Annotated in this window: 27 protein-coding genes and 1 tRNA gene; 7 read left to right on the plus strand and 21 right to left on the minus strand. The window is 43.1% G+C overall.

Annotated features, from left to right (window positions below):
• Nucleotides 1-3 precede the first annotated feature (3 nt).
• The 9 genes from rpmC to rplC all read right to left on the minus strand — a co-directional run bounded on the left by rpmC (nucleotide 4) and on the right by rplC (nucleotide 5,127).
• The gene (rpmC, locus tag ACFFRD_RS30965; RefSeq protein ID WP_012410717.1) at nucleotides 4-231 is read right to left on the minus strand and encodes a 50S ribosomal protein L29; all 228 of its coding nucleotides are present in this window, start codon (nucleotides 229-231) and stop codon (nucleotides 4-6) included.
• Nucleotides 232-234: 3 nt separating this feature from the next.
• The gene (rplP, locus tag ACFFRD_RS30970; protein WP_114081985.1) at nucleotides 235-660 is read right to left on the minus strand and encodes a 50S ribosomal protein L16; all 426 of its coding nucleotides are present in this window, start codon (nucleotides 658-660) and stop codon (nucleotides 235-237) included.
• An 87-nt stretch (nucleotides 661-747) separates the two neighbouring features.
• Nucleotides 748-1,530 carry a 30S ribosomal protein S3 gene (rpsC, locus tag ACFFRD_RS30975; protein ID WP_392479581.1) on the minus strand — a complete coding sequence of 261 codons (783 nt, stop codon included), beginning with the start codon at nucleotides 1,528-1,530 and terminating at the stop codon, nucleotides 748-750.
• A 53-nt stretch (nucleotides 1,531-1,583) separates the two neighbouring features.
• A complete protein-coding gene (gene rplV, locus ACFFRD_RS30980) occupies nucleotides 1,584-1,940 on the minus strand; it encodes a 50S ribosomal protein L22 (RefSeq protein ID WP_012410720.1) in 357 nt (118 codons plus the stop codon).
• Between the two features lie 80 nt (nucleotides 1,941-2,020).
• Entirely contained in the window at nucleotides 2,021-2,299 is a 279-nt protein-coding gene (gene rpsS, locus ACFFRD_RS30985) for a 30S ribosomal protein S19 (RefSeq protein ID WP_012410721.1), read from the minus strand.
• Nucleotides 2,300-2,441: 142 nt separating this feature from the next.
• Nucleotides 2,442-3,305 carry a 50S ribosomal protein L2 gene (gene rplB / locus ACFFRD_RS30990; RefSeq protein ID WP_012410722.1) on the minus strand — a complete coding sequence of 288 codons (864 nt, stop codon included), beginning with the start codon at nucleotides 3,303-3,305 and terminating at the stop codon, nucleotides 2,442-2,444.
• A gap of 140 nt (nucleotides 3,306-3,445) precedes the next feature.
• The gene (locus ACFFRD_RS30995; protein ID WP_069070779.1) at nucleotides 3,446-3,760 is read right to left on the minus strand and encodes a 50S ribosomal protein L23; all 315 of its coding nucleotides are present in this window, start codon (nucleotides 3,758-3,760) and stop codon (nucleotides 3,446-3,448) included.
• Nucleotides 3,753-4,391 (minus strand): 50S ribosomal protein L4, encoded by a 639-nt coding sequence (rplD, locus tag ACFFRD_RS31000; RefSeq protein ID WP_114081983.1) that lies wholly within the window; start codon nucleotides 4,389-4,391, stop codon nucleotides 3,753-3,755. The genes ACFFRD_RS30995 and rplD overlap by 8 nt, the downstream gene beginning before the upstream one ends.
• Before the next feature lie 103 nt (nucleotides 4,392-4,494).
• Nucleotides 4,495-5,127, minus strand: coding sequence for a 50S ribosomal protein L3 (gene rplC, locus ACFFRD_RS31005; protein WP_094342450.1), 633 nt, complete (start codon nucleotides 5,125-5,127; stop codon nucleotides 4,495-4,497).
• Between the two features lie 280 nt (nucleotides 5,128-5,407).
• Here rplC and ACFFRD_RS31010 point away from each other — a divergent pair, with 280 nt between their 5' ends.
• The 4 genes from ACFFRD_RS31010 to ACFFRD_RS31025 all read left to right on the plus strand — a co-directional run bounded on the left by ACFFRD_RS31010 (nucleotide 5,408) and on the right by ACFFRD_RS31025 (nucleotide 8,424).
• On the plus strand, nucleotides 5,408-5,563 hold the full coding sequence (locus ACFFRD_RS31010) for a hypothetical protein (RefSeq protein WP_159402540.1): 156 nt from the start codon (nucleotides 5,408-5,410) through the stop codon (nucleotides 5,561-5,563).
• Nucleotides 5,564-6,128: 565 nt separating this feature from the next.
• Entirely contained in the window at nucleotides 6,129-6,605 is a 477-nt protein-coding gene (locus tag ACFFRD_RS31015) for an NAD(P)H-quinone oxidoreductase subunit N (protein WP_114081982.1), read from the plus strand.
• A gap of 252 nt (nucleotides 6,606-6,857) precedes the next feature.
• Entirely contained in the window at nucleotides 6,858-7,367 is a 510-nt protein-coding gene (locus tag ACFFRD_RS31020) for a hypothetical protein (RefSeq protein WP_392479586.1), read from the plus strand.
• Nucleotides 7,368-7,884: 517 nt separating this feature from the next.
• The gene (locus ACFFRD_RS31025; RefSeq protein WP_392479587.1) at nucleotides 7,885-8,424 is read left to right on the plus strand and encodes a DUF3172 domain-containing protein; all 540 of its coding nucleotides are present in this window, start codon (nucleotides 7,885-7,887) and stop codon (nucleotides 8,422-8,424) included.
• Between the two features lie 157 nt (nucleotides 8,425-8,581).
• Here ACFFRD_RS31025 and ACFFRD_RS31030 read toward each other — a convergent pair whose 3' ends face one another.
• The gene (locus tag ACFFRD_RS31030; protein WP_104906232.1) at nucleotides 8,582-9,346 is read right to left on the minus strand and encodes a DeoR/GlpR family DNA-binding transcription regulator; all 765 of its coding nucleotides are present in this window, start codon (nucleotides 9,344-9,346) and stop codon (nucleotides 8,582-8,584) included.
• 295 nt (nucleotides 9,347-9,641) lie between these two features.
• Here ACFFRD_RS31030 and ACFFRD_RS31035 point away from each other — a divergent pair, with 295 nt between their 5' ends.
• Nucleotides 9,642-11,561, plus strand: a complete 1,920-nt coding sequence (locus ACFFRD_RS31035; protein WP_392479589.1) for a transketolase C-terminal domain-containing protein — start codon at nucleotides 9,642-9,644, stop codon at nucleotides 11,559-11,561.
• A 75-nt stretch (nucleotides 11,562-11,636) separates the two neighbouring features.
• On the opposite strand, the gene ACFFRD_RS31040 is transcribed toward ACFFRD_RS31035, so the two are convergent.
• The 9 genes from ACFFRD_RS31040 to hisF form a co-directional block, all read right to left on the minus strand.
• Nucleotides 11,637-12,476: an AMIN domain-containing protein gene (locus tag ACFFRD_RS31040; RefSeq protein ID WP_392479591.1), complete on the minus strand. Its 840-nt coding sequence runs from the start codon at nucleotides 12,474-12,476 to the stop codon at nucleotides 11,637-11,639.
• 106 nt (nucleotides 12,477-12,582) lie between these two features.
• Nucleotides 12,583-13,065, minus strand: coding sequence for a hypothetical protein (locus ACFFRD_RS31045; protein WP_392479593.1), 483 nt, complete (start codon nucleotides 13,063-13,065; stop codon nucleotides 12,583-12,585).
• Nucleotides 13,066-13,069: 4 nt separating this feature from the next.
• Entirely contained in the window at nucleotides 13,070-15,280 is a 2,211-nt protein-coding gene (locus ACFFRD_RS31050; protein ID WP_392479595.1) for a cation:proton antiporter, read from the minus strand.
• Between the two features lie 356 nt (nucleotides 15,281-15,636).
• Nucleotides 15,637-16,926 (minus strand): cation:proton antiporter, encoded by a 1,290-nt coding sequence (locus ACFFRD_RS31055; RefSeq protein ID WP_392479597.1) that lies wholly within the window; start codon nucleotides 16,924-16,926, stop codon nucleotides 15,637-15,639.
• A gap of 410 nt (nucleotides 16,927-17,336) precedes the next feature.
• The gene (locus tag ACFFRD_RS31060; RefSeq protein WP_114081974.1) at nucleotides 17,337-17,771 is read right to left on the minus strand and encodes a hypothetical protein; all 435 of its coding nucleotides are present in this window, start codon (nucleotides 17,769-17,771) and stop codon (nucleotides 17,337-17,339) included.
• Nucleotides 17,772-17,964: 193 nt separating this feature from the next.
• A complete protein-coding gene (locus tag ACFFRD_RS31065) occupies nucleotides 17,965-18,711 on the minus strand; it encodes a GDSL-type esterase/lipase family protein (protein ID WP_181852841.1) in 747 nt (248 codons plus the stop codon).
• A gap of 502 nt (nucleotides 18,712-19,213) precedes the next feature.
• Nucleotides 19,214-19,286: transfer RNA gene (locus ACFFRD_RS31070), tRNA-Ala, on the minus strand.
• 93 nt (nucleotides 19,287-19,379) lie between these two features.
• A complete protein-coding gene (locus ACFFRD_RS31075) occupies nucleotides 19,380-19,574 on the minus strand; it encodes a hypothetical protein (RefSeq protein WP_012410736.1) in 195 nt (64 codons plus the stop codon).
• A 99-nt stretch (nucleotides 19,575-19,673) separates the two neighbouring features.
• The gene (gene hisF, locus ACFFRD_RS31080; protein ID WP_114081963.1) at nucleotides 19,674-20,447 is read right to left on the minus strand and encodes an imidazole glycerol phosphate synthase subunit HisF; all 774 of its coding nucleotides are present in this window, start codon (nucleotides 20,445-20,447) and stop codon (nucleotides 19,674-19,676) included.
• Nucleotides 20,448-20,698: 251 nt separating this feature from the next.
• Here hisF and ruvB point away from each other — a divergent pair, with 251 nt between their 5' ends.
• Nucleotides 20,699-21,799 carry a Holliday junction branch migration DNA helicase RuvB gene (gene ruvB / locus ACFFRD_RS31085; protein ID WP_179074378.1) on the plus strand — a complete coding sequence of 367 codons (1,101 nt, stop codon included), beginning with the start codon at nucleotides 20,699-20,701 and terminating at the stop codon, nucleotides 21,797-21,799.
• A gap of 123 nt (nucleotides 21,800-21,922) precedes the next feature.
• Nucleotides 21,923-22,726, plus strand: coding sequence for a tetratricopeptide repeat protein (locus ACFFRD_RS31090; RefSeq protein ID WP_323202553.1), 804 nt, complete (start codon nucleotides 21,923-21,925; stop codon nucleotides 22,724-22,726).
• A 59-nt stretch (nucleotides 22,727-22,785) separates the two neighbouring features.
• Here the strand turns inward: ACFFRD_RS31090 and ACFFRD_RS31095 are convergent, their stop codons facing one another.
• Together ACFFRD_RS31095 and ACFFRD_RS31100 are read right to left on the minus strand one after the other, a co-directional pair.
• Nucleotides 22,786-24,174 (minus strand): cytochrome P450, encoded by a 1,389-nt coding sequence (locus tag ACFFRD_RS31095; protein WP_392479601.1) that lies wholly within the window; start codon nucleotides 24,172-24,174, stop codon nucleotides 22,786-22,788.
• A gap of 87 nt (nucleotides 24,175-24,261) precedes the next feature.
• The gene (locus tag ACFFRD_RS31100; RefSeq protein ID WP_392479602.1) at nucleotides 24,262-25,065 is read right to left on the minus strand and encodes a TIGR01548 family HAD-type hydrolase; all 804 of its coding nucleotides are present in this window, start codon (nucleotides 25,063-25,065) and stop codon (nucleotides 24,262-24,264) included.
• Nucleotides 25,066-25,089: the final 24 nt, after the last annotated feature.

The following is a 25,089-nucleotide window of genomic DNA, read 5'->3' on the forward strand; positions in this document are numbered from 1 at the left end:
CTCCTACTTTTCTTCTTTAGCCGATTGACTTGCTGCCCGTTTGCGTTCTGTTTCTAATGTCAGCAATTGGGCTAGGCGATGTCGAGCCTGTCTGAATTGGTGGGGCTTTTCTAATTGTCTTGTCGCTTTTTGCAAGCGCAACTGAAATAGTTGTCTTTTGATCGCAACAATTTCATCAGAGAGCTTCTCGTCACTTAATTCTCTAGCTTCTGAAATCTTGGGAAGAGGCATAAGCTACTCCTGCTCCTGTGGTTGAAAGCGCACAATAAACTTGGTTTTTATAGGCAGTTTAAATGAAGCCAAACGCATAGCTTCCCGGGCGATTTCTTCAGAAACCCCACCGATTTCAAACAAAATTCGTCCTGGCTTGACTACCGCTACCCAAAACTCTGGATTACCTTTACCGGAACCCATCCGGGTTTCAGCAGGACGCATAGTTACAGGTTTATCAGGAAAAATCCGAATCCAGATTTGTCCACCCCGACGAATATAACGAGTCATTGCCCGACGGGAAGCCTCGATTTGGCGGGAGGTGATCCAAGCAGGTTCTTGTGCTTGGAGTGCAAAATCACCGAAGTTGAGGGTACTACCACGGGTGGCTAGTCCCTCCATCCGTCCGCGCTGTTGTTTGCGGAATTTAGTTCTTCTAGGGCTTAACATGGTTTGTTACTTGTCATTTGTCATTTGTCCTTTGTCATTTGTCATCTGCCATTTCCTAATGACTAATGACTAATGACTAATGACGATTTATCCTTCATTTGAGCGGTCTTCAAATTGCTGGCGACGACGTTGTTGTTGACGACGACGGGGTTCACGATCGCGATCACGGGGATCACGTTCGCGATCGCGGCTTGCTGGTGGTAGTGGTTCTGGTTCCTGTCCAGGAATAATTTCTCCCTTAAACACCCAAACTTTGATGCCCAAAATGCCGTAAACAGTTTTTGCCGTGCAATAAGAGTAGTCAATGTCAGCCCGTAAGGTATGTAAAGGTACTCTACCTTCACGAGTCCACTCTGTCCGGGCAATTTCTGCACCGTTGAGGCGGCCACTGACTTGGATTTTAATACCTTGAACACCAGCACGTTGGGCGCGCTGAATTGATTGCCGCACTACTCGCCGAAAGGAAACCCGGCGTTCCAATTGTTGAGCAATGTATTCGGCAATTAGGTAGGCATCAGCATCAACTCGTTGAACTTCAACTACGTTAATGCGAATTTGGCGATTACTACCCAACAGTCCTTGGAGTCCGGTACGCAAGGATTCTATACCTTGCCCGCCACGCCCTACTACTACACCGGGTCTAGCTGTGCGTACTTCTAAGTCGATTTGGTCGGCTTTGCGCTCAATCCGCACTTCGGAAATTCCGGCGTTGTTTTGAGCAAGTCTACCCAGCTTTTGTTCTATGTATTGACGGAGTTTGTAGTCTTCTTGTAAAAGTTCTGGATAGCGGTCAGGAACAGCAAACCAACGGGATTGATGTTCATGTGTAATACCCAGGCGAAAACCAACTGGATGAATTTTCTGTCCCACGAATGCTTCCTCTAAGATTTCTTACTTTACGTAATTTATTCGTGTAAGCGTGCTTATTTTTCTGGTGCGGCTCCAACGGCCACAGTAATATGACACGTCGGTTTGCGAATTTGGTAAGCTCGACCTTGCGCTCTTGGTTGGAACCGCTTCAACGGCGGCCCTTGATCGGCATAAGCCTGAGTAATCACTAGTTGAGTCCGATCTAACCCAGCGTTGTGTTCAGCATTAGCAGCAGCGCTTCTGAGAACCTTCAATATGGGTTCAGTGGCGCGATAGGGCATGAATTCCAAGATGATTAGCGCTTCTCGGTACGATCGCCCCCGGATTTGATCGAGTACCCGACGCACTTTGTAGGCCGAGATGCGGATAAAACGAGCGATCGCTTTTACTTCAGTAGTATTAGTAGCCATAATTTTCTCCAATTTTGTCATTTGTCATTTGTCATTTGTCACTTGTCTTTAGCTAATGACTAATGACTAATAACTAGTGACTACCTACCCGCTTTTTTGTCGCTTTTTCCATGACCCCTGTAGGTGCGTGTCGGGGCAAATTCACCCAACTTGTGTCCTACCATCTGTTCATTTACAAAAACTGGAACGTGTTGTCGTCCGTTGTGAACAGCAATGGTATGACCTACCATTAGGGGCAAAATTGTTGAAGCTCTTGACCAAGTTTTAATAACTTCTTTTCTGTTGTTGTCGTTGAGCTTTTCAATTTTCTTTAAGAGATGATCCGCAACGAAAGGACCTTTTTTTAGAGAACGACCCATAGTTCAATTTTGGATTTAGGATTTAGGAATTAGGATTTAGAATTTCGGATTTTGGATAATTAGGTGTCCAATCAGGTTTCACAAATTTTCAATGTTCACAAGTAGACCCCAATCTAAAATCCAAAATCTAAAATCTAAAATTCTATGATTCACGACCACCGCGACCGCGTTTAGAAGACTTACGGCGACGACGCACAATGAATTTGCTGCTAAGTTTCTTGCGATTGCGTGTCTTTGCGCCCAATGTGGGTTTACCCCAAGGTGTAACAGGTCCCGATCTACCGATAGGAGCCCTACCCTCACCACCACCATGTGGGTGATCCACTGGGTTCATGACGCTACCTCTAACCTTCGGACGGCGACCTTTCCAACGATTGCGTCCGGCTTTACCTGCACTCAGGTTTCTCGCATCGGTGTTGCCCACTTGCCCAATGGTGGCGTAGCAATCACGCCGAATTAAGCGGACTTCTCCCGATGGCAACTTGAGAGTTACATAATCACCTTCTTTTGCCACAACTTGAGCGCTAGCACCAGCAGCACGCACGATTTGACCACCTTTACCAGGAGTCATTTCTACGTTGTGAACACTAGTACCCAAGGGAATCCGTGATAGAGGTAAAGCATTACCATCTTCAAAGGGGGATTCGGGACCAGAAATAATTATTGTTCCAACTTTCAATCCGTTGGGATGAAGGATGTACCGTTTTTCGCCATCTTGGTAATACAAAAGGGCAATTCGGGCATTGCGGTTAGGATCGTATTCAATTGCGGCGACTTTGGCAGGAATATTATGTTTATCCCTTTTAAAATCGATGATCCGGTAAAGTTGTTTGTGTCCGCCACCCCGACGACGACTGGTAATCCGCCCTGTATTATTCCGACCTTTGGCACGATGCTTGGAGGTCGTTAGGGATTTTTCTGGCTCGGTTTTTGTGATTTCCGCAAAGTCAGAAACTGTAACTTGGCGAGTGCTGGGGGTATAAGGGCGATAAGAACGAGTACCCATAATCTATTTTGGATTTTGGATTTTTGATTTACTTAATTTCGGATTTTGAATTTTGGATTTAATGAGTGTTTAACTAATTGCGACCATCTTTGGTATTTATTCAGTAAACTCCTCAATCTAAAATCTAAAATCTAAAATTCCTAGACTTCTGGGAATAGAACTTGTCTAATCTTGTCTTCATCCCCAGGTGCGACTGTAACAATGGCTCGCTTATATTGGGGCTTATAACCGATAAATTTACCAACGCGCCGCTTTTTACGTGGTGGTAAGGTGGTGTTGACTTTTACAACCTTGACCTGAAATAAGTCTTCGATCGCAGCCTTGATTTCTGGCTTGGATGCCTTTGGAATTACTTCAAAGGTGTACTTATTTTGCTCCATCAAGATAGTCGCCTTCTCGGTGACTATTGGGCGACGTACTAAGTCGGCAAGGTCGCGGGGGTCAAAGCTAGGCACTGTAGACCTCCTGAATTTTTTCTAGGGCTGATGCCGTAACTACAATTTTGTCAGCGTGCAGTAAATCAAAAACATTTAACTGGTCGGCTGCAATTAGTTTTAAATTTTCAATGTTGCGGGCTGATAAATAAACATTATCTGTATCCGCAATTTCAGACAAAATTAACAGTGCCTTGCTTTCTGGTACTACTCCCCAACGGGCAAGTGCTGCCACTAAGTCTTTAGTCTTCGGGCGAGATAGTTCGGTGCTAAATTCTTCTACTACGATCAAGTCGTCAATACGACCGACAAATGCTGTCCGCAGTGCTAAACGTCGCTCTTTGCGGTTCAACTTCAGGTCAAAGTCTCTAGGCTTTGGCCCAAAGATCACACCACCACCACGCCACAATGGTGAACGAATAGACCCTGCACGAGCGCGACCAGTACCTTTTTGTCGCCAAGGTTTACGGCCACCGCCTCTGACTTCAGCACGAGTTTTTGTGCTGGCATTTCCTTGACGAGCATTAGTCAATTGCCGTACTAAGGCGCGGTGTACGATATGAGACGCTGTTTCTTCTTTGGCAACGCGCAACTCGAAGGTCGTCTCGCCGACCTGTTCTCCTTGCCAATTTTTAACTACGCTTTCAACCATCTTTGTTATTTGTCCTTTGTCTCTTGTCATTTGTCATTGGTCTTTTGCCATTTGTCTTTAGCCAATGACTTTTGACTAATGACTGTTGACTAATGACTTTTGACTATCCCACTACTTTTGCAGGTACAACACTTACTAGAGCGCCTGGTTTACCAGGAATTGCTCCCTTGATTAGCAATAAATTGCGTTCTGCATCAACTCGCACTATGGTCAGCTTACGGATTGTGATGCGTTTACCACCTAAACGTCCTGCCATCCGCTTACCTGGATAGACACGACCTGGTGTTGTACCAGCACCAATAGAACCTGGCGCTCTGTGGTTTTTGGAACCGTGTGACATGGGCCCACGACCAAAGTTGTTGCGCTTCTGGTTTCCTGCAAAACCGCGACCGATGCTTGTGCCGACTACATCGACAATTTGACCCGCACTAAAAATATCTGCTTTAATCTGTTGACCTAAAGCATAATCACTAGAACTATCAGTGTGATATTCATTTAGGTGACGCAATGCTGGGGCAGATGATTTAGCCAAATGACCCAGTAGTGGTCTGTTTAGTGCCTTTGGTTTAACTTCGCCAAAACCAACTTGGATGGCAAAGTAACCGTCGGTTTGTTTCGTTTTAACTTGTGTAACAGTGCATGGCCCTGCTTGAATGACAGTCACAGGAATAGCTACTCCTGCTTCGTCAAATATTTGGGTCATGCCCAGCTTGGTGCCGAGAATACCTACAGACACAGTAACTGGTTCTCCTTTCTACTTGCTGACCTTGGAATTGGACTCTAGAGGACACGCTTTGTACGCATCAGTTTAGGCTGAGTTAGCCTGCGAAATTTGGAATGGTTTCAGTAAACCAGTCCAAATACTTTGGGACACAACAAACCGTGTCCGTACTGCTTGGTGAATCTGTTTAGCTTCACTCAATAGATCACCAGAACAGCTACAATTCTCTTCCGTTTGGGAAGGAGTAACTTCTGGAATCAATGCAAGGCGCTACAGCTTGAAGCTGTGTGCAGCAATGCTTTCGTCCAAGCAATTGCTCTGGCACTTTCTGGAGGCAGCGCTGTCGGCGGGTTTTCCGATTGGTATACGCCCTAATGACGGTTTCCCGGAGTTTGGCTACTGCCGTGTTGCAGTTGGACTTAAGCGGTCTTTACCGCCCAGTATCCGTTAACTGAGACTGACGTAATGCCATGAAACCAACATTGCTGCTCAGTTTTACTTCCCTAAATACCTTAAACTATTGTTTAAGATTTCGCCTGCTTTTTCAGAGGCACAGGAGCAAATTCACTCTGGAGCTTAGGATTGGCTTTGATTGTTCATCCATAAGCTCCAATGTTGACCTGAAAGCTTTCTTAGTTTACCAGTCTATGATCAATCTGAGTTATATTATCCAATTTGGATTAAATTATCAGCTCTTAATGCTAACACTACCTCAGAATGACAGTAAAAAGTTTATCTAATTTGCGTGTTTGGTCACAATCTAATAATATAAATTATTTATTTATGTTTGTCCAGTAATTTATAGAGTTATTTTTAGGGAGTAGGGGAGGCAGGGGGAGCAGGGGACAAGGGGACAAGGGGACAAGAGGTGAGAACTTGAAACAAGTCTTTCTCCTTGTCCCCAAGTCCTCTTCCCAATTCCCAATGCCCCATTCCCAATTCCCGAAGAAAATGCTTTTAATCTATCAGTTCAGGGTAAATAATAGAGATATCTAAGTGGGATACGACGAAAATCTATGGCACTAATTACCACTGGCAACGGTTTAATCCGCGATCTGGAAAAATTTGGCGCTCTTGGAGTGTATGTACCTCTGGAAGGGGGTTATGAAGGTAGATATCAGCGCCGACTACGCGCTGCTGGATATACCACCCTCCACATTACTGCCAAGGGACTAGGCGACGTAGCTGCCTATCTCACAAGAATTCATGGAGTCAGACCTCCTCATCTTGGAAAAAAAAGCACTGGTAGCGGTGCGGCAGTAGGTCAGGTGTACTATTTGCCACCAATTCTCAATTCTCATCTAGAACAGCTACCACCAAAGTCAAAGGGGCTGGTTTTGTGGATTATTGAAGGGCATATTCTTTCCAATGAGGAACTTGAGTATTTAACGAATTTGCCTCAGCTAGAACCACGAGTGAAAGTAGTAATTGAGAGAGGTGGCGATCGCGCCTTCCGTTGGACTTCTCTAGAAAAAACTCTGTTAGCTAGTTAGTCCTTTGTCATTAGTCATTAGTCATTGAGTTATAAGCAAATGACTAATGACTTAATTCAATCAGCATTTCAATAATGCTGAGTCGAAAAGCACAAGATGCAAATAATCGGCGGGAAGTCTGGTAAATAAATGCTGTATCTAGACGAATTTGCTTAACGCCTATCTGATGAAGGGTACGTCAGCTTTTGTTGCGGGGTGAATCAACAGAATTTCTGGAAATTGTTGCAGAAACGGTAGAAGTGGTCATCTGAAATGGTTGTAAGATTTAGAGACTACGGCAAAAGGCTTTCTGATTTTGAGGGAGAAATTTTAGTTCGCTGCCCACAATGCAATCGCACTGCCAAAATATTGACTGTAAACTCTGAACAATCAAATCCCAGTTCAATCAAAAGAATTACCTGTCAGCACTGTAGCTATACAAAACAACAGCCAAAGAATGGGCAGCGAAAAGCCGCATTGCTGTTGTGGCAAAACAATTACAAGGCTAAAAGCAATTCTAGCTATGGAATATTAGACCATTTTTTTGGCTTACCTTTGTGGTTACAAATCTCCTGTTGTGGTCAGGTGCTATGGGCGTATAATGAAGCACATTTGAACTTCTTGGAAAGCTATGTTCAATCAAGGTTGCGAGAACGTTTGACTGATGACACATTAGGCTGGCACAATGGCAGTCTTGCCAGTCGCCTACCCCGATGGATAAAGTTGACGCAGCATCGAGAAAAAGTTTTACAGAAAATTCAACAATTAAAACAGAGGTTGTAATTAAGGTTTTAATCCTGCTGGTGAGCGAATTTATAACCACCCCACAGAGAAACAGCGATCACTAGCAAAAATAAACAATATGTTATAATCAATAAAACTTAAAATCAATTAAAATATAATCAGTATAAAGAGTCATAACTAATAACAATTTCTTAACGACCCAATATAGACAAAATACTTACCAATTATTCAAATAAAAACAAAAAACGATAAAGTTGAAACTCTGGACAAATAATGTAAGTTGACAAGAACAAATTCAAGTATTTTCAGCAACGTAAAACTAATATTAGTTTGTAGTAAGGGCTTTAAGCATATTTTTAGAGCTAGAGCCGCTTATTAACAACCTTTATTTATTGATGCACAGTAAGTTATCTAGATAAGTTGCTGTTTTTCTCGTTTAAAAAAGATATCGCACAGAAAATTGCAGCCAATTACAGTCAAGACTAGGCATACTGAAAAGAGAGAGAAAACTTTAGACAACTCCCTGCAAAATCGACGTGAAGGTGATTAAGCAAAAATGAGACGTAAACCAACTGGTAGATCGGCTACTACTTCTAAATCCTCTATTTTCCAATCCCCTATGTTTAACCTCTTCACCATCGCAATTATGGGAGGGGTGTTGATTCTGGGAATTGGGATTGGCATTGCTTTTAGTTCTACAACCACGTTAGCCCCATCAAATGTGGCTTCCCGTGAATTTATTGACACCAAAGCACCAAACCCTGAGATTTGTGTGCAGTACGGAGCTAGCGCGATGGTGATGGACGCTAGACTGTTCGTTACTCTCAACCCTTTTAATGTTTATGTTGCCCAGCCGAGTATGCGTCCTGGATGTGTGATCCGACAAAATAACTGGGCGCTTTTAGAGCAACGTAAGCTAGTGACATCGGATCAGGTTAGAGATTGCAAAAATCGCCTGAACACCTTTGGATTCACAGGTAACTTGGACAGTGGTCAACCTGATATTAGGTGTATATATCAGAACGAAGCCGCTCAAAACTTCTTTACGGCTCAACCAGGGGCAGTTGGAACACCTCAAGAAACGGATAGATTTTGATTTGGGCATTGGGCATAGGGCATGGGGCATTGGGCATAGGGCAAAACAGTTCCGAGTGCTGATTTAGAAGTGAGGAATTATTTTCCTTGTCCCCTTCCTCATCTCCCTTATTCTCCTTGTATCCCCAGTCCCTGGCGATCGCATCTTCAAAATCAGATTACTCGTACTCATCACGTATAATGGTCAAACCTAAAGCTTTGTAGGCACTCAACATATTATTAGATACCGTAGGTGCTGTTACTAGGTAAGTCAGAGCATGAATAGACTCCACTAGATAAGGAGCAGCCGTGTCTAATTTTTCTGCTGTCACTAATCCGACTACCTCAGCCGAGCCAGCAATCATGGCTCGTTTGACGTGCGCTTCGTCGAGGTTAGGTACACTAATCCCAACTTCTGGATGTAAACTGCAAACTCCCAACATACACAAATCTGCACGAATCATCCGTAAAGTCTCAATTGTGACAGTACCCACGTTCACCAAAGCTTTTTTGTAGAGTTGTCCACCTAACATCACAACCTCTATGTGGGGATGTTCTGCTAAAGCAACTGCTATTGGCGGACTATTTGTGATGACTGTTGCGTGCAAATCTAGGGGCAAATGACGGGTTACTTGGAGAGTTGTTGTACCTCCATCTAAAATCACCACCTGTCCCGTACAAACTAATTTTGCTGCTGTCCGAGCGATCGCTTCCTTTTCTTTTGGCGCTTGCTTTTGGCGATCGGCATAACTAGCGGTGGCTGGAGATTTGAGAAGCGCTCCCCCATGAACGCGTTGCAATAGTCCAGTTTCTGCCAGTTCTCGCAAGTCCCGCCGAATCGTATCCTCAGAAACCTTTAGAACAGCGCTAAGTTCTGTCGAAAGTACCTTTTTATCACGACGCAGAATTTCTAAGATGAATTGTCGTCGTTCAGCAGTTAACATAATTAATTTTCCTGAAGATGCGTTTTTGACCTTGAAATTGCACGTTTGTGAGTTTATACTTATTGATATGCAAGTTTTTGTACGGTAATCCGTAACTTCAATTGAATTCAAGCGCATTCATGCACAATCGAATGTATTGATTTTGGCATTTGATGAAATCACTCGGAACCATTGTGGTTCCAAGTGGTTGACTTGAACTTGGATAATTGTTGCCCAATGGGGGTTTTAACAATTTTTTTGTAGTGCGATCGCGCGTCCCATCTGTTCAAATTGTTTTTTATTCAATCAATAAACCATGACTATTATTAATACCCAATTTCCGATTGATCTCGGTGCTTACCAATTTTTAGCGCTCAATCCAGCAAATTCCAGCCTTACCGCCCAACAGCGAGAGACTCTCAAAGCGAATATTCAACTCTGCCGAGATGCGATCGTCTTTTTTACAGCAACTGGCGCTGCTAGCGGAGTCGGCGGTCATACTGGGGGGCCTTATGATACAGTGCCAGAGGTGATGATCCTTGATGCCTTTTTCCGGGGGGCATCAGAGCAATTTGTACCGATTTTCTTTGATGAAGCAGGACATCGAGTCGCTACCCAATATTTAATGGCAACGTTGCATGGTGACTTGCCTGCCGAGCAACTTTTACATTATCGGCAAGCACATTCCCATTTACCAGGACACCCCGAACTAGGGCTAACTCCTGGTGTGAAATTTAGTTCTGGCCGCTTGGGTCATGTTTGGCCTTACATCAATGGTGTGGCAATGGCAAATCCAGGCAAGGCTGTTTTCTGCCTCGGTTCTGATGGATCGCAGCAAGAAGGAAACGATGCTGAAGCTGCTCGCTTGGCTGTTGCTCAACATCTTAACGTCAAGCTGATCATTGATGACAATGATGTAACGATCGCTGGACATCCTTCTAAATATTTACCTGGTTTCAGCGTCGCCAAAACCTTAGAAGGGCACGGTTTAAAAGTACTTCAAGGAGATGGAGAAGACTTAGACGATTTATACCGTCGCCTTTGTGAAGCTGTGAATACTCCCGGAGCGATCGCTATTATCAATAAACGCCCGATGTGCCCTGGTATTGAAGGTTTAGAAGGTTCCACTCATGGTCATGATGTAATTTCTGTAGATTTAGCAGTTAAGTATTTAGAATCTCGTGGACAAACTGCGGCTGTCGAATACCTTAAAAGTATTGATAAACCCAAGCAAACATATACATTTCTGGGTTCCAGTGACAAATGGGGCGCTAACCGCAATGTGTTTGGTGAAGCCGTGGTGGGTGTCCTCAGTCGCATGAGTGAGGCGGAGCGTAAAGAAAAAGTGAAGGTCATTGATAGTGACTTAGAAGGCTCCTGCGGTTTGAAGAAAATTCACGATACATACCCGGAAATATTTATTCCCTCCGGCATCATGGAACGGAGCAACTTCTCTGCTGCGGCTGGATTTGGGATGGAGAAGGGCAAGCAAGGTATTTTTGCCACCTTCAGTGCCTTCTTAGAAATGTGTATCTCAGAAATCACAATGGCACGGCTGAACTATTCCAATGTTCTGTGCCACTTTTCCCATGCGGGTATAGATGACATGGCAGATAACACCTGCCATTTCGGTTTGAACAATATGTTTGCCGACAACGGCTTGGATGATGGCTACGAAACACAGCTGTACTTCCCAGCAGATGTTAATCAAATGACAGCTTGTGTAGAAGCTATATTCTTTGAGCCTGGACTGCGGTTTATTTTCTCCACCCGTTCCAAAGTCCCCAATATTCAGGACAGCAACGGCAATGACTTATTTGGAAGTGGGTACAAATTTGTTCCCGGTAAAGATGAGATTGTACGAGAGGGAACGCAAGGTTATATCATCAGTTTTGGCGATGCTCTCTACCGTGCCGTTGATGCTGTAGAGCGTCTTAAGCAAGAAGGGTTAGACGTTGGTTTAATTAATAAACCAACTTTAAACGTTATTGATGAAGAAATGATTACCAAAATTGGTAACGCTCCTTTTGTCCTTGTAGTAGAAGCCTTCAACCGTCGCACTGGCTTAGGCAGCCGTTTCGGTTCTTGGCTGCTAGAGCGCGGGTTGACTCCCAAATATGCTCATCTTGGAACTCATAAAGAAGGTTGCGGTGGTTTGTGGGAACAGTACCCATATCAAGGTATCGATCCAGTGAGCATTATCAACAAGGTGAAGGAGTTAGTTGGAGGACAGTAATAGCTAGAAGCACAACATTACTAGGGCATGGCGCATTGGTTCAATTTTCCATGCCCAATGCCCAATGCCCAATTATTATTTAGTTTTGGGTAAAGGTTGGCCAAACTCGATTACCTGGGGATTGGAAGCATTGGGGATTGTTGGAACTGGAAATTCTGACGTAACAGAAGGAGGAATGCTATTTAAGTTACCGGGTTGATTTGGGAAAGAAGGAGGGGGAAGAATCAAAGCAGGTTGTTGAGAGGAGGTATTCGGATTTAGGGGAGGTACGGTAACAAAAGGCTGCCCTGAGTTATTAGTAATTGTTGTGGGCAGGTCATTTGATATAGGCGGAACTGTGAGTAAGGGCGCTTGTAGATTAGTAGTGGTTACGGGTAGGTTACTAGACGGCTGTGACTTATACGGTGTTTGAGGTTGTTTCTTGGGTGAAGGTGCAGAGTTTCCTGGTTTCGCGGCAGTAGTTTTACCAGAACTAACGGGACGTAATACCCAGCGAGTGGAGTTTTTTCGGGAAACTGGTTGTAGTTGTACCTGTTTAGGATTAAAAGTAGTCCCTGGCGCTAAATCTAAGACAATGCGTGTGTCATTTGCATTCAGTTGAGAAACGCGAATGCTTTTGATTGCTCCAGAATAATTTTGTTGTGTGGTAACTTTGCCCAACTTGGTATTCGGTAAATCTACAACAAGCCGAGAGGGTTGGGCTAAGTAGAAATAACGGGGGGTTGTGCCTGCTGAAAGGTTGATTTCGAGTTGCTGTGTTTTTGGGGAAAAACGCCAATTATCTAGCTTTGCTACTGGTGTAGCAGCAGTAGTACAAGTTTCAAGGGCGATCGCTGCACAAAAGCCCAATAAACTGATGTTAAATATCTGCTTGCGCCATTGGCAAAATTGCCTAGTCTTTAGTCCCTGATCCATTCTTTTTATCTGCTCCATAAAACCCATACAATGCGCTCACATTGCTGTTTACTTGGTGCTTTAAATCCCTAGACGCGATTAATCGCGTCTCTACCCACCCCCAAATTCAATTAGCTTTTTCGGGCACAGCAGTAAATTTTAGGGTTTGTGGAATGCCATTTACGCTTAATTGACCTGTCATATTACCTTTATCCACAAGTTGCATTTGAATTGTCACTGAATTCAGAGGATCGTTTTGAGGGCGAGGAATATTACAAAGGATTGATCTACCAACTTTTCCAGATAAATTTAACTGTTGATTTCTGAATATGCCTGCCAGAGAGTGCTTTTCGTCAGTATCGGCGTTAGCGTTTGCCGGTAATACAGAGGCATTTAAGTAAATACCCGACTGCTGAATGTTTAACGTTAGAGTATCCGATTTTTCACAGTTCGGCAAATTCTCTGACAGGGTTAGACGATACCTACCGTTCACTGGTGGAGGAGCCTTAAGATTGTTTTCCCCGTAAACGCTTACAGTTTTAAACAACAGTAGTACTGAACTTATGGCTACACCGTAAAAAGCCAAAGATTTGAACTTGAAGTGATTCATAAATTCAATTCCTCAATGTTGGCTCTTGACTACTAACTTCAGGCAGCATAGAGGCAAGGTGAGCGGTAACTTGACTGTAGCGGCGGGTAATCAACAGGGAAGAACGACATTGGATAGCTAGTTGATCTGTATATCTTCCCAAGGTTTGGCGTTCGATACCCCAAGTGCGGCTGGTGCCCGCAATAGTTAAGTCAACACCTTCTGAGGCTTGAATTACAGCTTGGATTGGTTCTGGGGCTTCGACAATTTTAATTTGAATGCGATCGCGTACACTGGTGGGCAACTGCTCCATCATCGTGTGCAGTTCGTAAGTCAATTCTTCTCTAGTGTGATTTGCTGCTATCTGTAATATTTGCAACATACAAGTCTCACGATTGATTAGCAGTCTTAAAGCTAGTATTAGTGCTAAATCATCATGAATATTTGCAGAATAAGGTACAAGTAAACTCTCTAATCGCTCTTTACCTTTGTCTACAAATACTGCTACATCTACTGGGGCGGTGGTAAGTATTTGTCCGACTCGTCCACCTAAACGATTACTACTAAAAGCTGGCCGATGCCAGCCTACAAGAATTAGATCAACTTGTTCTAATGTGGCAATCTGTGCTGTTTCGCGAGCAACGTTGCTGGAGATGCGAACGATAGGATGCACACAAGAACGAGTTTCTGACGGTTCGAGAGTATTAATTAATTCTTCTAGTTGCTGGCGGCGCTGGGCGATTAATCGGTCTGCTTCAACTGGGGTACTTTCAAAGGCATAATCTTCTTGAAATTCAATCAGGCTAAGGGGGTTAACAATGGCAGGATATCGGTAACTGAGAGCGACACCGACGGCGGGCTGTGCCAAGGCTACTGCCAACTGTACTAAACCTTTTTGGGTACTTGGATTAGCCACTGGCACCAAAATTCGGAAAGGATGAGGGTAAGTTTCACCTTCAGCAGAGGTATCTATACCTGTTTCTGCTTCCAACTCCGGTTCCACCATATCTAACCGGATCAGCTTCTTCGGATATGTCCATTCCAGCAATGGCGAGGTCATGAATGTAGTTACCAATGCCATAATTACCAGCATGGTAAATATTAAAGGGGAAATTACCCCTAACTCTAGACCAATGTTTAGTACTATCAGTTCGGTTAAGCCGCGAGTATTCATTAACCAACCAAGTGCCGAGGCTTCCCGTTTACTAATGCCACTGACACGCGCTGCGACATAAGTGCCAACATATTTGCCTGCGATCGCAACTCCTAAAACTAACGCACACAAAAGCCACAATTCTGGACGGTTGAGCAAACCAATCTGTGTCTTTAAGCCACTGTAGGCAAAAAATATCGGCAGCAAGAATATCAAAACAAAATCTTCGGTTTTTATTGCCAATTCCCGGACTAAATCTTCATTTTTGGGCATTGCTGCTCCCAGTAAAAATGCCCCAAAAATTAAGTGAATACCAATTAGTTCGGTAATTAATGCCGACGCAACCACAGCCATATAAATCCCAGCTAGCAGCAATTGGCTGAGTCGTCCCGCACGAAGATAGTGTCTGGCAAGGCGTTGCAGGAACCAACGTCCCGCCGTCAACATCAAGCCGATGTAAACTATGCTGGCGATAATTGTGGGTATCGCACCAGCAAAGTCACCAGTTCGAGCAACTGCGATCGCTACTGCCAAGAGACACCAAGCTGTTACATCGTCTACGGCTGCACAAGTTAACGCCAAGGTTCCTAAACGCGTTCCTTGTAAATTGTTTTCAGTAATGATTCGCGCTAACACTGGAAAGGCAGTAATCGACATTGCCGCCCCCAAAAACAAGGCAAAGGCAGTGAAGGATACACTTGCATTAGAAACTAGGGGATAAAGAATCGCAGCTAGCAATGTTCCCAAGGAAAACGGCACTAAAATGCTGACATGAGAAGTTAAAACAGCTACTTCTAATTGCCCACTAAGATATTTTGGATTTAGTTCTAGCCCAATCAGAAACATGAAAAATATTAGTCCCACCTGAGACAAAACATTTAAAAAAGGAATAGTTTCTGGTGGAAACAAGGTAACTGCTAAATGGGGGGCAACTAAACCAAATAAAGATGGGCCGAGCATAATCCCGGCAACAATCTCACCAATTACCAAAGGTTGCTTAATAGAACGGAATGCTAGCCCTACTAACCGTGAAAGTCCAATAATAATCAGTACTTCAACCAGAACGAGAATAACTATGTGCATGGTTTCCTCACAATTAACTATCTGGTTTCTCTAAGATGAATCTTTAAAGGGTCTGAAAATGCAAGTTGATTAGATACAACCAAGATTAATTTGCCCTTAGTTGTAATGTCAATTACTGAGAGGATGCACTTGAATAGTTGAAAAATGAATTTTGATGATTTTAGGAGATAAATTTAGAATAACTGCCGAATTGCCGATACAAACAAATAGATAATTGAGATTGGTTTCGTAGTATTCATTAAAAGCGGGCACAAACAAATTAGCCGTTATAGCTTAGAGTCTAAGCGGATAATTTTACCCAACTCCTATGTAATTAATATCAGTTAATTGGTACTTAATTTTATATTTGTCTTTGCTTATGCAGAAGACTTATCATAGCTTGTACCATGCAATAAAAAGGCAATTAGTGGTGATGCCATGAGTGTAGTAATGACTGCCATAATAACCATTATAGTGAATAAAGTCGGGGTAATTATACCTTGCTCAAGACCAATATTAAGGATGATTAACTCCATCAAACCACGAGCATTCATAAGAGCGCCAATAGTTGCAGATTCACGCCAATTTTCCCCGGCTAACCTTGCAGCCAACATACAAGCAACACCTTTACCAAGAATTGCGATCGCAATAATTAACAGCGTAATTCCCCACAAAGTAGGCGTGTTTACCAATCCAATTTGAGTGTTCAGTCCAGAGAAGACAAAAAATATCGGTAGCAAAAAAGAAGTAGTTAAAAACTCAGTATATTGGCGAATTTGTTGGGCAAATTCTCCGCGTGGTGTTACTGCTCCCAGCACGAAAGCACCGAATATTGCATAGATGCCTGTAATATCGGTAAACCATGCACAAAACATCAAAATTATCAACATCAAAGTCAGAGTTTGTCTGTTCACACCTGCATCGCGTTTTGTCATCCGTGTGAACGCTCTCAGTAGAGGTTGACCAAGAAAAATTGCAAATAGCACGTAGCAAATGCCACCACCAATTGCTAATATGGCAATGTTCAGAGAATTTTTCACGCTAGCAAGGACGATCGCTAGCAAACACCAAGCAACTGCATCATCTACCGATGCTGCACCTAAAGCCAAAGTACCGAAGCGGGTTTGTGCAAGACCGCGTTCGTAAAGAATGCGAGCTAACATGGGAAATGCTGTAATTGTCATCGACGCACCCAGATACAAAGCGGCTGACCAAGGCATTACCTTTGGTTGAAAGAAATCGCCATTATGATAAAACCAAAAAGATGCGATCGCTCCTAAAATAAAAGGAGTGATAATTCCAGCCGCAGATAGCAGACTTGCACTTTTGATATGATGTTTTAAGAGTTTAGTGTTGAACTCTAAACCAATCAAAAACATATAAATTACCAACCCAATCTGGCTGATAGCATATAAAATCGACATCGATGGATTGGGTATCTTGAGTCCTACAGCAGTGATGATGGGAAGCTTAGGAAAAAGCCATTGCTGAAAATCCGGTGCAATCAATCCCAAGAGTGATGGCCCTAGCATTACACCTGCAATCATTTCGCAAACAACATCGGTTTGACCAAGATAGCGCCGTCCTAAAATCGTGACGATGCGACAAGTGACTAGAATAACTGTAAGTTGCAAAAATAGCTGAATAACCAGATCAAAATTTGACATTGCACTTCCTTAATATGCGTCTCTGCATTGAAAAATATTTTCAGACTCCAAAGCTTGTCCTGTTTTTCTCATAGATGACTACATCAGCACAAGTGCTAATTTTAGAAATATTAAGATAGCTGCTTTTAATTTGATAGCAACTGCCCTATTGTTCGTAAAAACGGATACAACTTTGTATCAATACAACATATTGCATCCAAACTGAAACCGCCACATACAGCAGATTGCAACTTTATAAGGTACAGATGATTTTAAGGGCACAGTACTGCTGTGCCCCTATCTGTGTACTTCATTTACCTGAAAAACGCTGTATTAGTTAATTTTTACAAACCGATGTATTTGCATAACAATAACATTTATGCAATAACTCTCTAAAACTCTTATTCCTTCTCTACAAGACCCTATGCAATTTACAACCACTCACCACCCCGAAAACGCCAACGAAGGAAAATAATTCGCATTAGGCTTTGTGAACTAATAAAAACTGCTAGCCACACGATGCTATAGTGCAGCAGAAAAACTGTTAACGGTAATTCTTCTTTTGGTAAAGGTATTGGTAAAAAGCCAAATAGTTTTACTCCACAGAACACAAATACTAATTCCCATATACCAGCTAAAAGTTGATAAGCTGCGGGCCAATCCCTATCCCATCGGGATTTTTGGAGATAGTTATAAAGCACATCCCAACCTAAGCCAAATATGGCTACATAAAGAAGTATCCAAAAATAAACTGAGTTAGCACCAGGGCCAATCCAACCCATTGCAAAAGGCAAAGATACAAGTACACCCACAGTTGCAAGTAATAATAATCGAGTTTGCCAACGACCAAATAAAGTTGGTGTCATAGGAGTGCTGAGTTAGGAGTAATGAGTTAGGAGTAATGAGTTAGGAGTAATGAATAATATAGAGAAATTAGGGTTTTTATAGATAGATTTTGACTCGCTTCATTAAAAAATTAGGAAGATTGTGGTGCTTTTTGCGAAGATGGCAAATATGACAATCTTGGCTAATTTCAAAGCACCAACATATCTATATTAATTAGGATTGTTTAAGATGATAATTAAATTGAGAATGGTAAGCTGCATTGGCAAAGCCTACTGAATGTATCGCATCCCAATTTATCACATCTTCTAACAAAGCTTGATAACCAAGTGTATTGGGATGAAGACCATCTTCACTTAAACGTTTGAGCCGCCAATTTTCACCGCGTTCCATCCATTGCTCAAAAATATCTAAATAGGGAATCTGCCGTTTGGTACAAGCAAGTCGAGTTGCTTCTTTGTAGCGGTACTGATCGATATGATTATAGTAAAAACAATCTAAAAATGGCATCTTGGCTTCATCTACTGGCACCATGCCCACAAATAACACAGGACAGAGTTGCTGTGCTAAATCTAGCAGAGAAGCAATTTCTTTTTCAAACAATGTAAAATCTGTATAACTGCGACCATCGGGACGTGCTAACCGCGCTGAGTCATTCACACCTACAGATAAAATAATCAAGTCGGGGACACGATTTCGCAATTCACCCCGGTGGCGAAATTCTACTTCTAACCTTTGGGCTACTTGTTGCGTGCGATCGCCTCTTACCCCTAAATTATAAAGAACATGACCGGCACTGTCCGGCAACATCCACCATCGCCGTAGTTGCTCGATCCAGCCTCCTTTTTCCGGGTCGCCGAATCCATAAATTAAGCTGTCCCCCAGTGCGACAATCTTCATTGACTGAAAGTGATTTGGTGGTACAGACAGCTGCATTGAGGAAGAAGCTAGAAATGTGTGCATTTAACAACTATATTTTATATCTTTACAAGATTCTATACATTTCTATACCATAGATGGCTATCTTTAGTGTGCAAGCATCTATTTGTTGATATGGTTGCAAGGTTAATATTGCCGTAGTTGAGGGTCTGAAAGCCAAGTGTCGAGTTTAGAACTTGAAATAGCCGAGGTATTGCACAAATCATTGATAAGCTGTTATGCAAATAAGATTGCACATCAACTGGTGAGGTTGTCCTTTGTCCTTGGCAAACAATGACTAATGACTAATGACGGTCTACACGGAAAATATTGCAATATGTAGGCGCGTTAGCTTACTGATGAATATGAAGTTGAGGAAGTGTGAGAAAATTGGCTAGAGTTTTTACAGCAAAAACGAATCGCCTTAGAAATCCATTACAGTCTCTATCATTCCAACTTTCGAGACTGGCTAGGTAGACAGCAAATAAAACTCATAAAAAATTTCCCTAACCCTCTCAATTTACTAAGAAGATTAGGGACTTAAGAATGGAGCTAAGCGGATTCGAACCGCTGACCCCCTCAATGCCATTGAGGTGCGCTACCAACTGCGCTATAACCCCTTAAAATCCATTATACATAATCACTTAATTTTAGCACTTTGTCAAGCTTTTTATGAAAACTAAATTTTAAATATCTCCTCTACCACTAGACACTCACAACGACACTTGCAACAAGTAGGTCATACAGTGCCCCATCAAAAAGTAAACTACTAACATGGCAGCAGCAGCCAGGGCAACCAATGTACCAGCCAACATGAGGGAAAATTCTTTACTCTCGTAGGCTTTTTCCATTAAGTGCAGCGACCACGCTACCAAAGCTACATCAAAAAGTAAAATAGGAAGCAACATATTTTTTAATATTTGTTAATACTTGTAAAATAATATTAACACCCTTTTTAAGAAGTGTGTCTAACCTCAGATAGATGTCATTAACAGGTGATTTGTGGGTCAAGATAATGTTCTTACTGGCACATTGCGATCGCGTAAATAATTTTTGATTTCTGCTACGCTTAATTGCCCGTAATGTAATAGCGATGCCAATAGTGCTGCTTCCGCTTTGCCTTCAGTTAAAGCTGTGTAAATATGTTCACAATTACCTGCACCACCAGAAGCAATGACTGGAATTTCTACAGCGTTTGCAATAGCCCGTGTAATCTCGATGTCATATCCGGCTTGGGTTCCATCCGCATCCATACTTGTTACTAGAAGTTCTCCAGCACCGCGTTTCTCAACTTCCTGTGCCCACAATAGAGCATCTAAGCCTGTATTTTCCCTGCCACCCCGTACATACACATCCCAACCTGGATTTTCCGGGTTATTTCTGCGTCTAGCATCAATTGCAACAACTATGCACTGATTACCAAAGCGATCGCTTGCCCGATTAATCAAGTCGGGATCACGTACCGCCGCAGAATTAATACTAACCTTATCTGCGCCGGCTCGTAACAAAGCTTTAACATTTTCTAAGGATTGAATGCCACCACCCACAGTTAATGGAATAAAGACCTGTTCGGCAGTCCGGTAGACCACATCTAAAATAGTAGCTCGGTCTTCATGAGTAGCTGTAATATCCAGAAATACTAACTCATCAGCACCGGCTTCGTTGTAAACCTTGGCCAACTCTACCGGATCGCCTGCATCTTGGAGATTGACAAAGTTAACTCCTTTTACAACCCGTCCCGCCTTCACATCTAAGCACGGTAAGATTCTTTTAGATAACATAATAACTTTTGTACTTCTGGGTAATTGACCGGAATTTAAATTTTAAATTGGCGCGGGTATTTCCAAACGAAAATTTTCACGTATTGGGTATGGGGCATTGGGAATTGAAAAGAGGCAGAGGGGCGGGGTGCGAGGGGCAGAGGGGAAAACTATTTTCCCTTGCTCTCTGCTCCCTTACTCCCCTGCTCCCTTACTCCCCTGCTCCCCTGCCTCCCCACTTTCTAGTCCCCTTAAAAGTTGATAGCTGAATTATGGCGATAATCTCCTCGAAAAAACAGCCTCCAGAACCCAACGGAGAACCAAAGCAGCGTCGGGAGTCGGCGAAAGCACCATCCACAGAAAATATTTTGAAGCCTGAAGCTGCTATTGATGAACAAGAACAACAGGAAGAAGGTATTCGGCCGCACCGATTTGCCGATTACATTGGACAAAAAGATTTAAAGGATGTGCTAGATATTGCCATCAAAGCAGCCAAGTCTCGTGGTGAGGTGCTGGATCACTTACTGCTGTATGGACCGCCAGGATTGGGCAAAACCACAATGGCAATGATTTTAGCATCGGAAATGGGGGTAAATTACAAAATTACCAGTGCGCCAGCCCTAGAACGTCCACGAGATATTGTTGGGCTACTGGTGAACATGAAGCCAGGGGATATCTTATTTGTGGATGAAATTCATCGCCTCTCGCGGATGACGGAAGAAATTCTGTATCCAGCAATGGAAGATTATCGCTTAGATATTACCATTGGTAAGGGTTCCAGCGCTCGGATTAGAAGTTTGCCGCTATCAAAGTTTACCTTAGTGGGTGCTACAACCCGTGTGGGTGCTTTAACTTCACCACTGCGCGATCGCTTCGGCTTAATTCAAAAACTCCGATTTTACGAAGTTGACGAACTGACTCAAATTGTACTGCGAACCGCTCAATTACTCAAAACCCCTATTACACAAGATGGTGCTACAGAAATTGCCCGTCGTTCACGCGGAACGCCACGGATTGCAAATAGGCTACTAAAACGGGTACGTGATTATGCGGAAGTAAAAATATCTGGGGAGATTAATGAAATCATCGCATCTGAAGCATTGCAACTATTCCAAGTAGATCCTTGCGGTTTAGATTGGACAGATCGCCAGATGCTAAGTGTGATAATTGAACAATTTAACGGTGGGCCAGTAGGTTTAGAAACAATGGCAGCAGCCACAGGTGAAGATACCCAAACAATTGAAGAGGTGTACGAACCTTACCTCATGCAAATTGGGTATTTAACTCGGACTCATCGTGGAAGGATGGCGACTAAGGCAGCATATAAGCATTTGGGATTCACGCCGCCTAATGAACAGTTGTCATTATTGTAATTACGGGGATTGGGCATTGATACTCGTAAATGAGTCTTTGAACTCCTTTAATGAGCCTTTGAACTCCATTCCTCTGCTCAATGACAAATGACAAATGACAAAGAACAAATTAGGTAAACCTAGATGATTAAGTTGATTGGTATTTTTCTCAGTCTGTTACTCGTGTTTGGCTGGGGTACACCAGTTATGGCACAATCTCAACCGCCCATTACTCAAGAACAGTTAAAACAAGGCGATGAGTGGGCAAATCAAGCCTTTGCAGCAACGAATCAAGGTGATTTTGCGACGGCTGAAACTTACTGGACAAAGATTATTGAGCAATTTCCCACGAATGCGGGGGCGTGGAGTAACCGGGGAAATTCGCGGGTGAGCCAGAACAAGTTACAAGAGGCGCTCGCAGATTATAACAAAGCCATAGAATTAGCACCAAATGTCACCGATCCATATTTAAATCGGGGGGCGGCGTTAGAAGGGATGGGAAAATGGGACGATGCGATCGCAGATTATAATCATGTCCTAGAACTCGATCCTAACGATGCGATGGCGTATAACAATCGGGGAAATGCCAAAACAGGTTTAGGAAAATGGGAAGATGCGATCGCAGACTACAAAAAATCTAATGAGATAGCCCCAAATTTTGCCTTCGCCCGTGCTAACTACGCCCTCGCTCTTTATGAAACTGGTCAAAAAGAGCAAGCAATCCGCGAGATGCGAAATATCGCTCGTAAATACTCCAAATTTGCTGATGTGCGTGCCGCCCTCACAGCTGCATATTGGGTAAATGGAGAACAAGGTGAAGCCGAAAGTAACTGGGTAGCAGCTTATGGACTTGATAGCCGCTACAAAGATATCGACTGGGTAAAAAATATCCGGCGTTGGCCTCCCAGCCTCGTGACAGCTTTGGATAAGTTTTTGAAAATTCAGTAATTTAACAGGTAAATAAAAGGGGAAGCGGAGCAATCGCTCCCACCTGATTCTGAGACTTTTTACACTAAGTTAGTCTCAAGAACTGGCTGATTTTGCTGACGCTTTCCAGTTACCACCATTGGTACACCACCGCCTGGTGCTAACAAGAAGCTTTTCCGAACCGGCAGTACTGGCTTTGTATCAGCTAGTTTTATTTGCCAGCTAGATAGTACAGTTGCCAATACCAGTTTCATCTCAAATAGGGCAAATGCCATCCCAATACAGCGACGATTACCACCACCAAAGGGCAAATATTCAGATGGAGTAAATTGGCGTTCTAGAAAACGATCTGGCTGAAACTGCTTGGAATTGGGGTATAAATCCTCTCGATGATGGTTCAAATAAATACAAGGAACCAATATAGTACCAGGGTCAAATTTGTAGCCTGCAATTTCTAGAGGTGATTTAACCAATCGATTTAATCCCAACATCGCCACTGGATACAGGCGCATTGTTTCCGAACAAACTGCATTCAAATAAGGTAATCGGAAAATGGCGTTTGGGTCTTTGTTCTCACCCAGAGTATCCAGTTCTTGCATCAGTTTTTCCCAGACTTCAGGCTGATGATGAATCCAGTACAGCGCCCATGCCAAAGAACTGGCTGTAGTTTCATGGCCTGCAACCAACAAAGTCATCAACTCATCACGTAATTCCAAATCTGTCATCGGCTCACCTGCTTCATCACGAGCCGCCATCATTAAAGACAGAATATCACTTCGAGACTCATCAGCAAGCGATCGCCTCTCTTGAATTTCAGCATAGATCAGATCATCCATTTCCTGCCGCAAACGTAGATAACTTCCCCAAGGACTACGAGGCCCTAAATCCTGTCGTAATAATGGGAACATGAGCAGTATTGCCCGTACAATAGGTCTTTTTGGATTCAGGATCGCAATCAGGATTTCTTTGAGTTTTTCATAACGAAGTCCGTCCTTTAGACCAAATACAGCCTTCAAAATCACCTGAAAGGAGATTTCTTGCATAGATGACAAGACTGTAAAGGTTTCTCCGACTGGCCACTCACTAGTTACTTGCTGGGTGATTTCACAGATTAAATCACCATAAGCCTGCATTCTTTCCCCATGTAGAGGAGGTGTCAGCAGTTTACGCTGGCGTTGGTGAGGTTTTCCTTCTAAGGATAGTAAAGAATTTGGCCCCAATAAAGGCGAACCTGAACCTGCCGGTGTACCAGAATCTAACTGTTTTGGATCTGTGGTAAAAATCTGCTGAATCGCTTGAGGATTGCTAATGAAGACTTGAGGAGTAAAAACTGGGCCAATTCGGAGAGTGAACATATCACCATAGCTTTTAGCACAGTCTTCCATGTATTTCAATGGGTTAGTCAGCCATTGATACGTCTGTACCCAAGGGTGAGTTTGAGGGCCGTTAGGCAGTTTATGTGCAGACATTTTTATTTATCTCCCAATAAATTGGAGCAAGATCGTTATCAGCTAGTCATTCATCCACGCATAGCTGGATTAATCTTAGAACACAGATTAAATAGATGAACTCACCAATTCTTGAATCTGCCTAGGGGTTAATTCTTGCACATTACGAAAAACTACAGCTGCTCCTGCTGCTATTAGTGTCTTACTGTATGCATCACTACGCGTTGCTGTTTCCTGGACGTGGGGCGGTAAAACCCCTACACCAATCCAAGGGCGAGAAGAATCTAAACGCCGCGCTTTCTCGACGGTATACATATCTGCTACCGTATCTCCCACATACACTACAGCTAATTTTTGCTCAATTCCATTTTCTAACTCACGAACTGTAGCGAAAAGCCCAGTGGGGTCAGGTTTACCTGGTGCATCTTCCATCGCAATCAACACCGGAGATTGCAAACCCAGGCGTTTTTCTAATACATAGTTAGCGGAAGCACGAGTTGCACCACTGAAAAATCCCCAAGCAATACCGGCTTGGGTAAGTTCTTCTAAATAGCTAGGTTGTAATAATAATGGTTCATTACAGATATACCCAGTAAAATTATTTGAGTCTGGGCCGCGGTAACGCGATTGAAAAAAAGCAACGATCGCACTGTAATCTAGTTGCAGTTGCTCACGGCTCTGTTTTTGGGTTTCAAAGTAGCGGTAAATTAATTCCTGCGATGCTTCCCAATCGTTATTCCACACGCCTTCAGACTTCAGCTGGTCAATATCTAGTGGGGTTGGACGATATGCTTGGGTGGTAAAATATTCTACCGTATCTGCGATCGCACGGCGATAAGAACCGCTAACATCGCGCACAACGCCATCAATATCGAAAATAACGATCGCTTTTGCAGAAATTTGTTGAGTCATGGGATAGGAAGCAAAAGAGTTTTA

Origin of the sequence: Nostoc sp. C110, assembly GCF_043099725.1 — a bacterium.
Classification (GTDB): domain Bacteria; phylum Cyanobacteriota; class Cyanobacteriia; order Cyanobacteriales; family Nostocaceae; genus Nostoc; species Nostoc muscorum_A.

Excerpts from the sequence above, each read along its gene's own strand:
- ACFFRD_RS31100 (WP_392479602.1), bottom strand. The coding sequence starts at position 25,065 with ATGACTCAACAAATTTCTGCAAAAGCGATCGTTATTTTCGATATTGAT.
- ruvB (WP_179074378.1), top strand. The coding sequence starts at position 20,699 with ATGGCGATAATCTCCTCGAAAAAACAGCCTCCAGAACCCAACGGAGAA.
- ACFFRD_RS31025 (WP_392479587.1), top strand. The coding sequence starts at position 7,885 with ATGAGACGTAAACCAACTGGTAGATCGGCTACTACTTCTAAATCCTCT.
- ACFFRD_RS31045 (WP_392479593.1), bottom strand. The coding sequence starts at position 13,065 with ATGAATCACTTCAAGTTCAAATCTTTGGCTTTTTACGGTGTAGCCATA.
- ACFFRD_RS31020 (WP_392479586.1), top strand. The coding sequence starts at position 6,858 with ATGGTTGTAAGATTTAGAGACTACGGCAAAAGGCTTTCTGATTTTGAG.
- rplD (WP_114081983.1), bottom strand. The coding sequence starts at position 4,391 with ATGGTTGAAAGCGTAGTTAAAAATTGGCAAGGAGAACAGGTCGGCGAG.
- ACFFRD_RS31055 (WP_392479597.1), bottom strand. The coding sequence starts at position 16,926 with ATGTCAAATTTTGATCTGGTTATTCAGCTATTTTTGCAACTTACAGTT.
- rplB (WP_012410722.1), bottom strand. The coding sequence starts at position 3,305 with ATGGGTACTCGTTCTTATCGCCCTTATACCCCCAGCACTCGCCAAGTT.
- ACFFRD_RS31040 (WP_392479591.1), bottom strand. The coding sequence starts at position 12,476 with ATGGATCAGGGACTAAAGACTAGGCAATTTTGCCAATGGCGCAAGCAG.
- rplP (WP_114081985.1), bottom strand. The coding sequence starts at position 660 with ATGTTAAGCCCTAGAAGAACTAAATTCCGCAAACAACAGCGCGGACGG.
- ACFFRD_RS31095 (WP_392479601.1), bottom strand. The coding sequence starts at position 24,174 with ATGTCTGCACATAAACTGCCTAACGGCCCTCAAACTCACCCTTGGGTA.
- ACFFRD_RS31090 (WP_323202553.1), top strand. The coding sequence starts at position 21,923 with ATGATTAAGTTGATTGGTATTTTTCTCAGTCTGTTACTCGTGTTTGGC.
- hisF (WP_114081963.1), bottom strand. The coding sequence starts at position 20,447 with ATGTTATCTAAAAGAATCTTACCGTGCTTAGATGTGAAGGCGGGACGG.
- ACFFRD_RS31050 (WP_392479595.1), bottom strand. The coding sequence starts at position 15,280 with ATGCACATAGTTATTCTCGTTCTGGTTGAAGTACTGATTATTATTGGA.
- ACFFRD_RS31030 (WP_104906232.1), bottom strand. The coding sequence starts at position 9,346 with ATGTTAACTGCTGAACGACGACAATTCATCTTAGAAATTCTGCGTCGT.
- ACFFRD_RS31015 (WP_114081982.1), top strand. The coding sequence starts at position 6,129 with ATGGCACTAATTACCACTGGCAACGGTTTAATCCGCGATCTGGAAAAA.
- ACFFRD_RS31060 (WP_114081974.1), bottom strand. The coding sequence starts at position 17,771 with ATGACACCAACTTTATTTGGTCGTTGGCAAACTCGATTATTATTACTT.
- rplV (WP_012410720.1), bottom strand. The coding sequence starts at position 1,940 with ATGGCTACTAATACTACTGAAGTAAAAGCGATCGCTCGTTTTATCCGC.
- ACFFRD_RS31075 (WP_012410736.1), bottom strand. The coding sequence starts at position 19,574 with ATGTTGCTTCCTATTTTACTTTTTGATGTAGCTTTGGTAGCGTGGTCG.
- ACFFRD_RS31010 (WP_159402540.1), top strand. The coding sequence starts at position 5,408 with ATGCTTTCGTCCAAGCAATTGCTCTGGCACTTTCTGGAGGCAGCGCTG.
- rpmC (WP_012410717.1), bottom strand. The coding sequence starts at position 231 with ATGCCTCTTCCCAAGATTTCAGAAGCTAGAGAATTAAGTGACGAGAAG.
- rpsS (WP_012410721.1), bottom strand. The coding sequence starts at position 2,299 with ATGGGTCGTTCTCTAAAAAAAGGTCCTTTCGTTGCGGATCATCTCTTA.
- ACFFRD_RS31035 (WP_392479589.1), top strand. The coding sequence starts at position 9,642 with ATGACTATTATTAATACCCAATTTCCGATTGATCTCGGTGCTTACCAA.
- ACFFRD_RS31065 (WP_181852841.1), bottom strand. The coding sequence starts at position 18,711 with ATGCACACATTTCTAGCTTCTTCCTCAATGCAGCTGTCTGTACCACCA.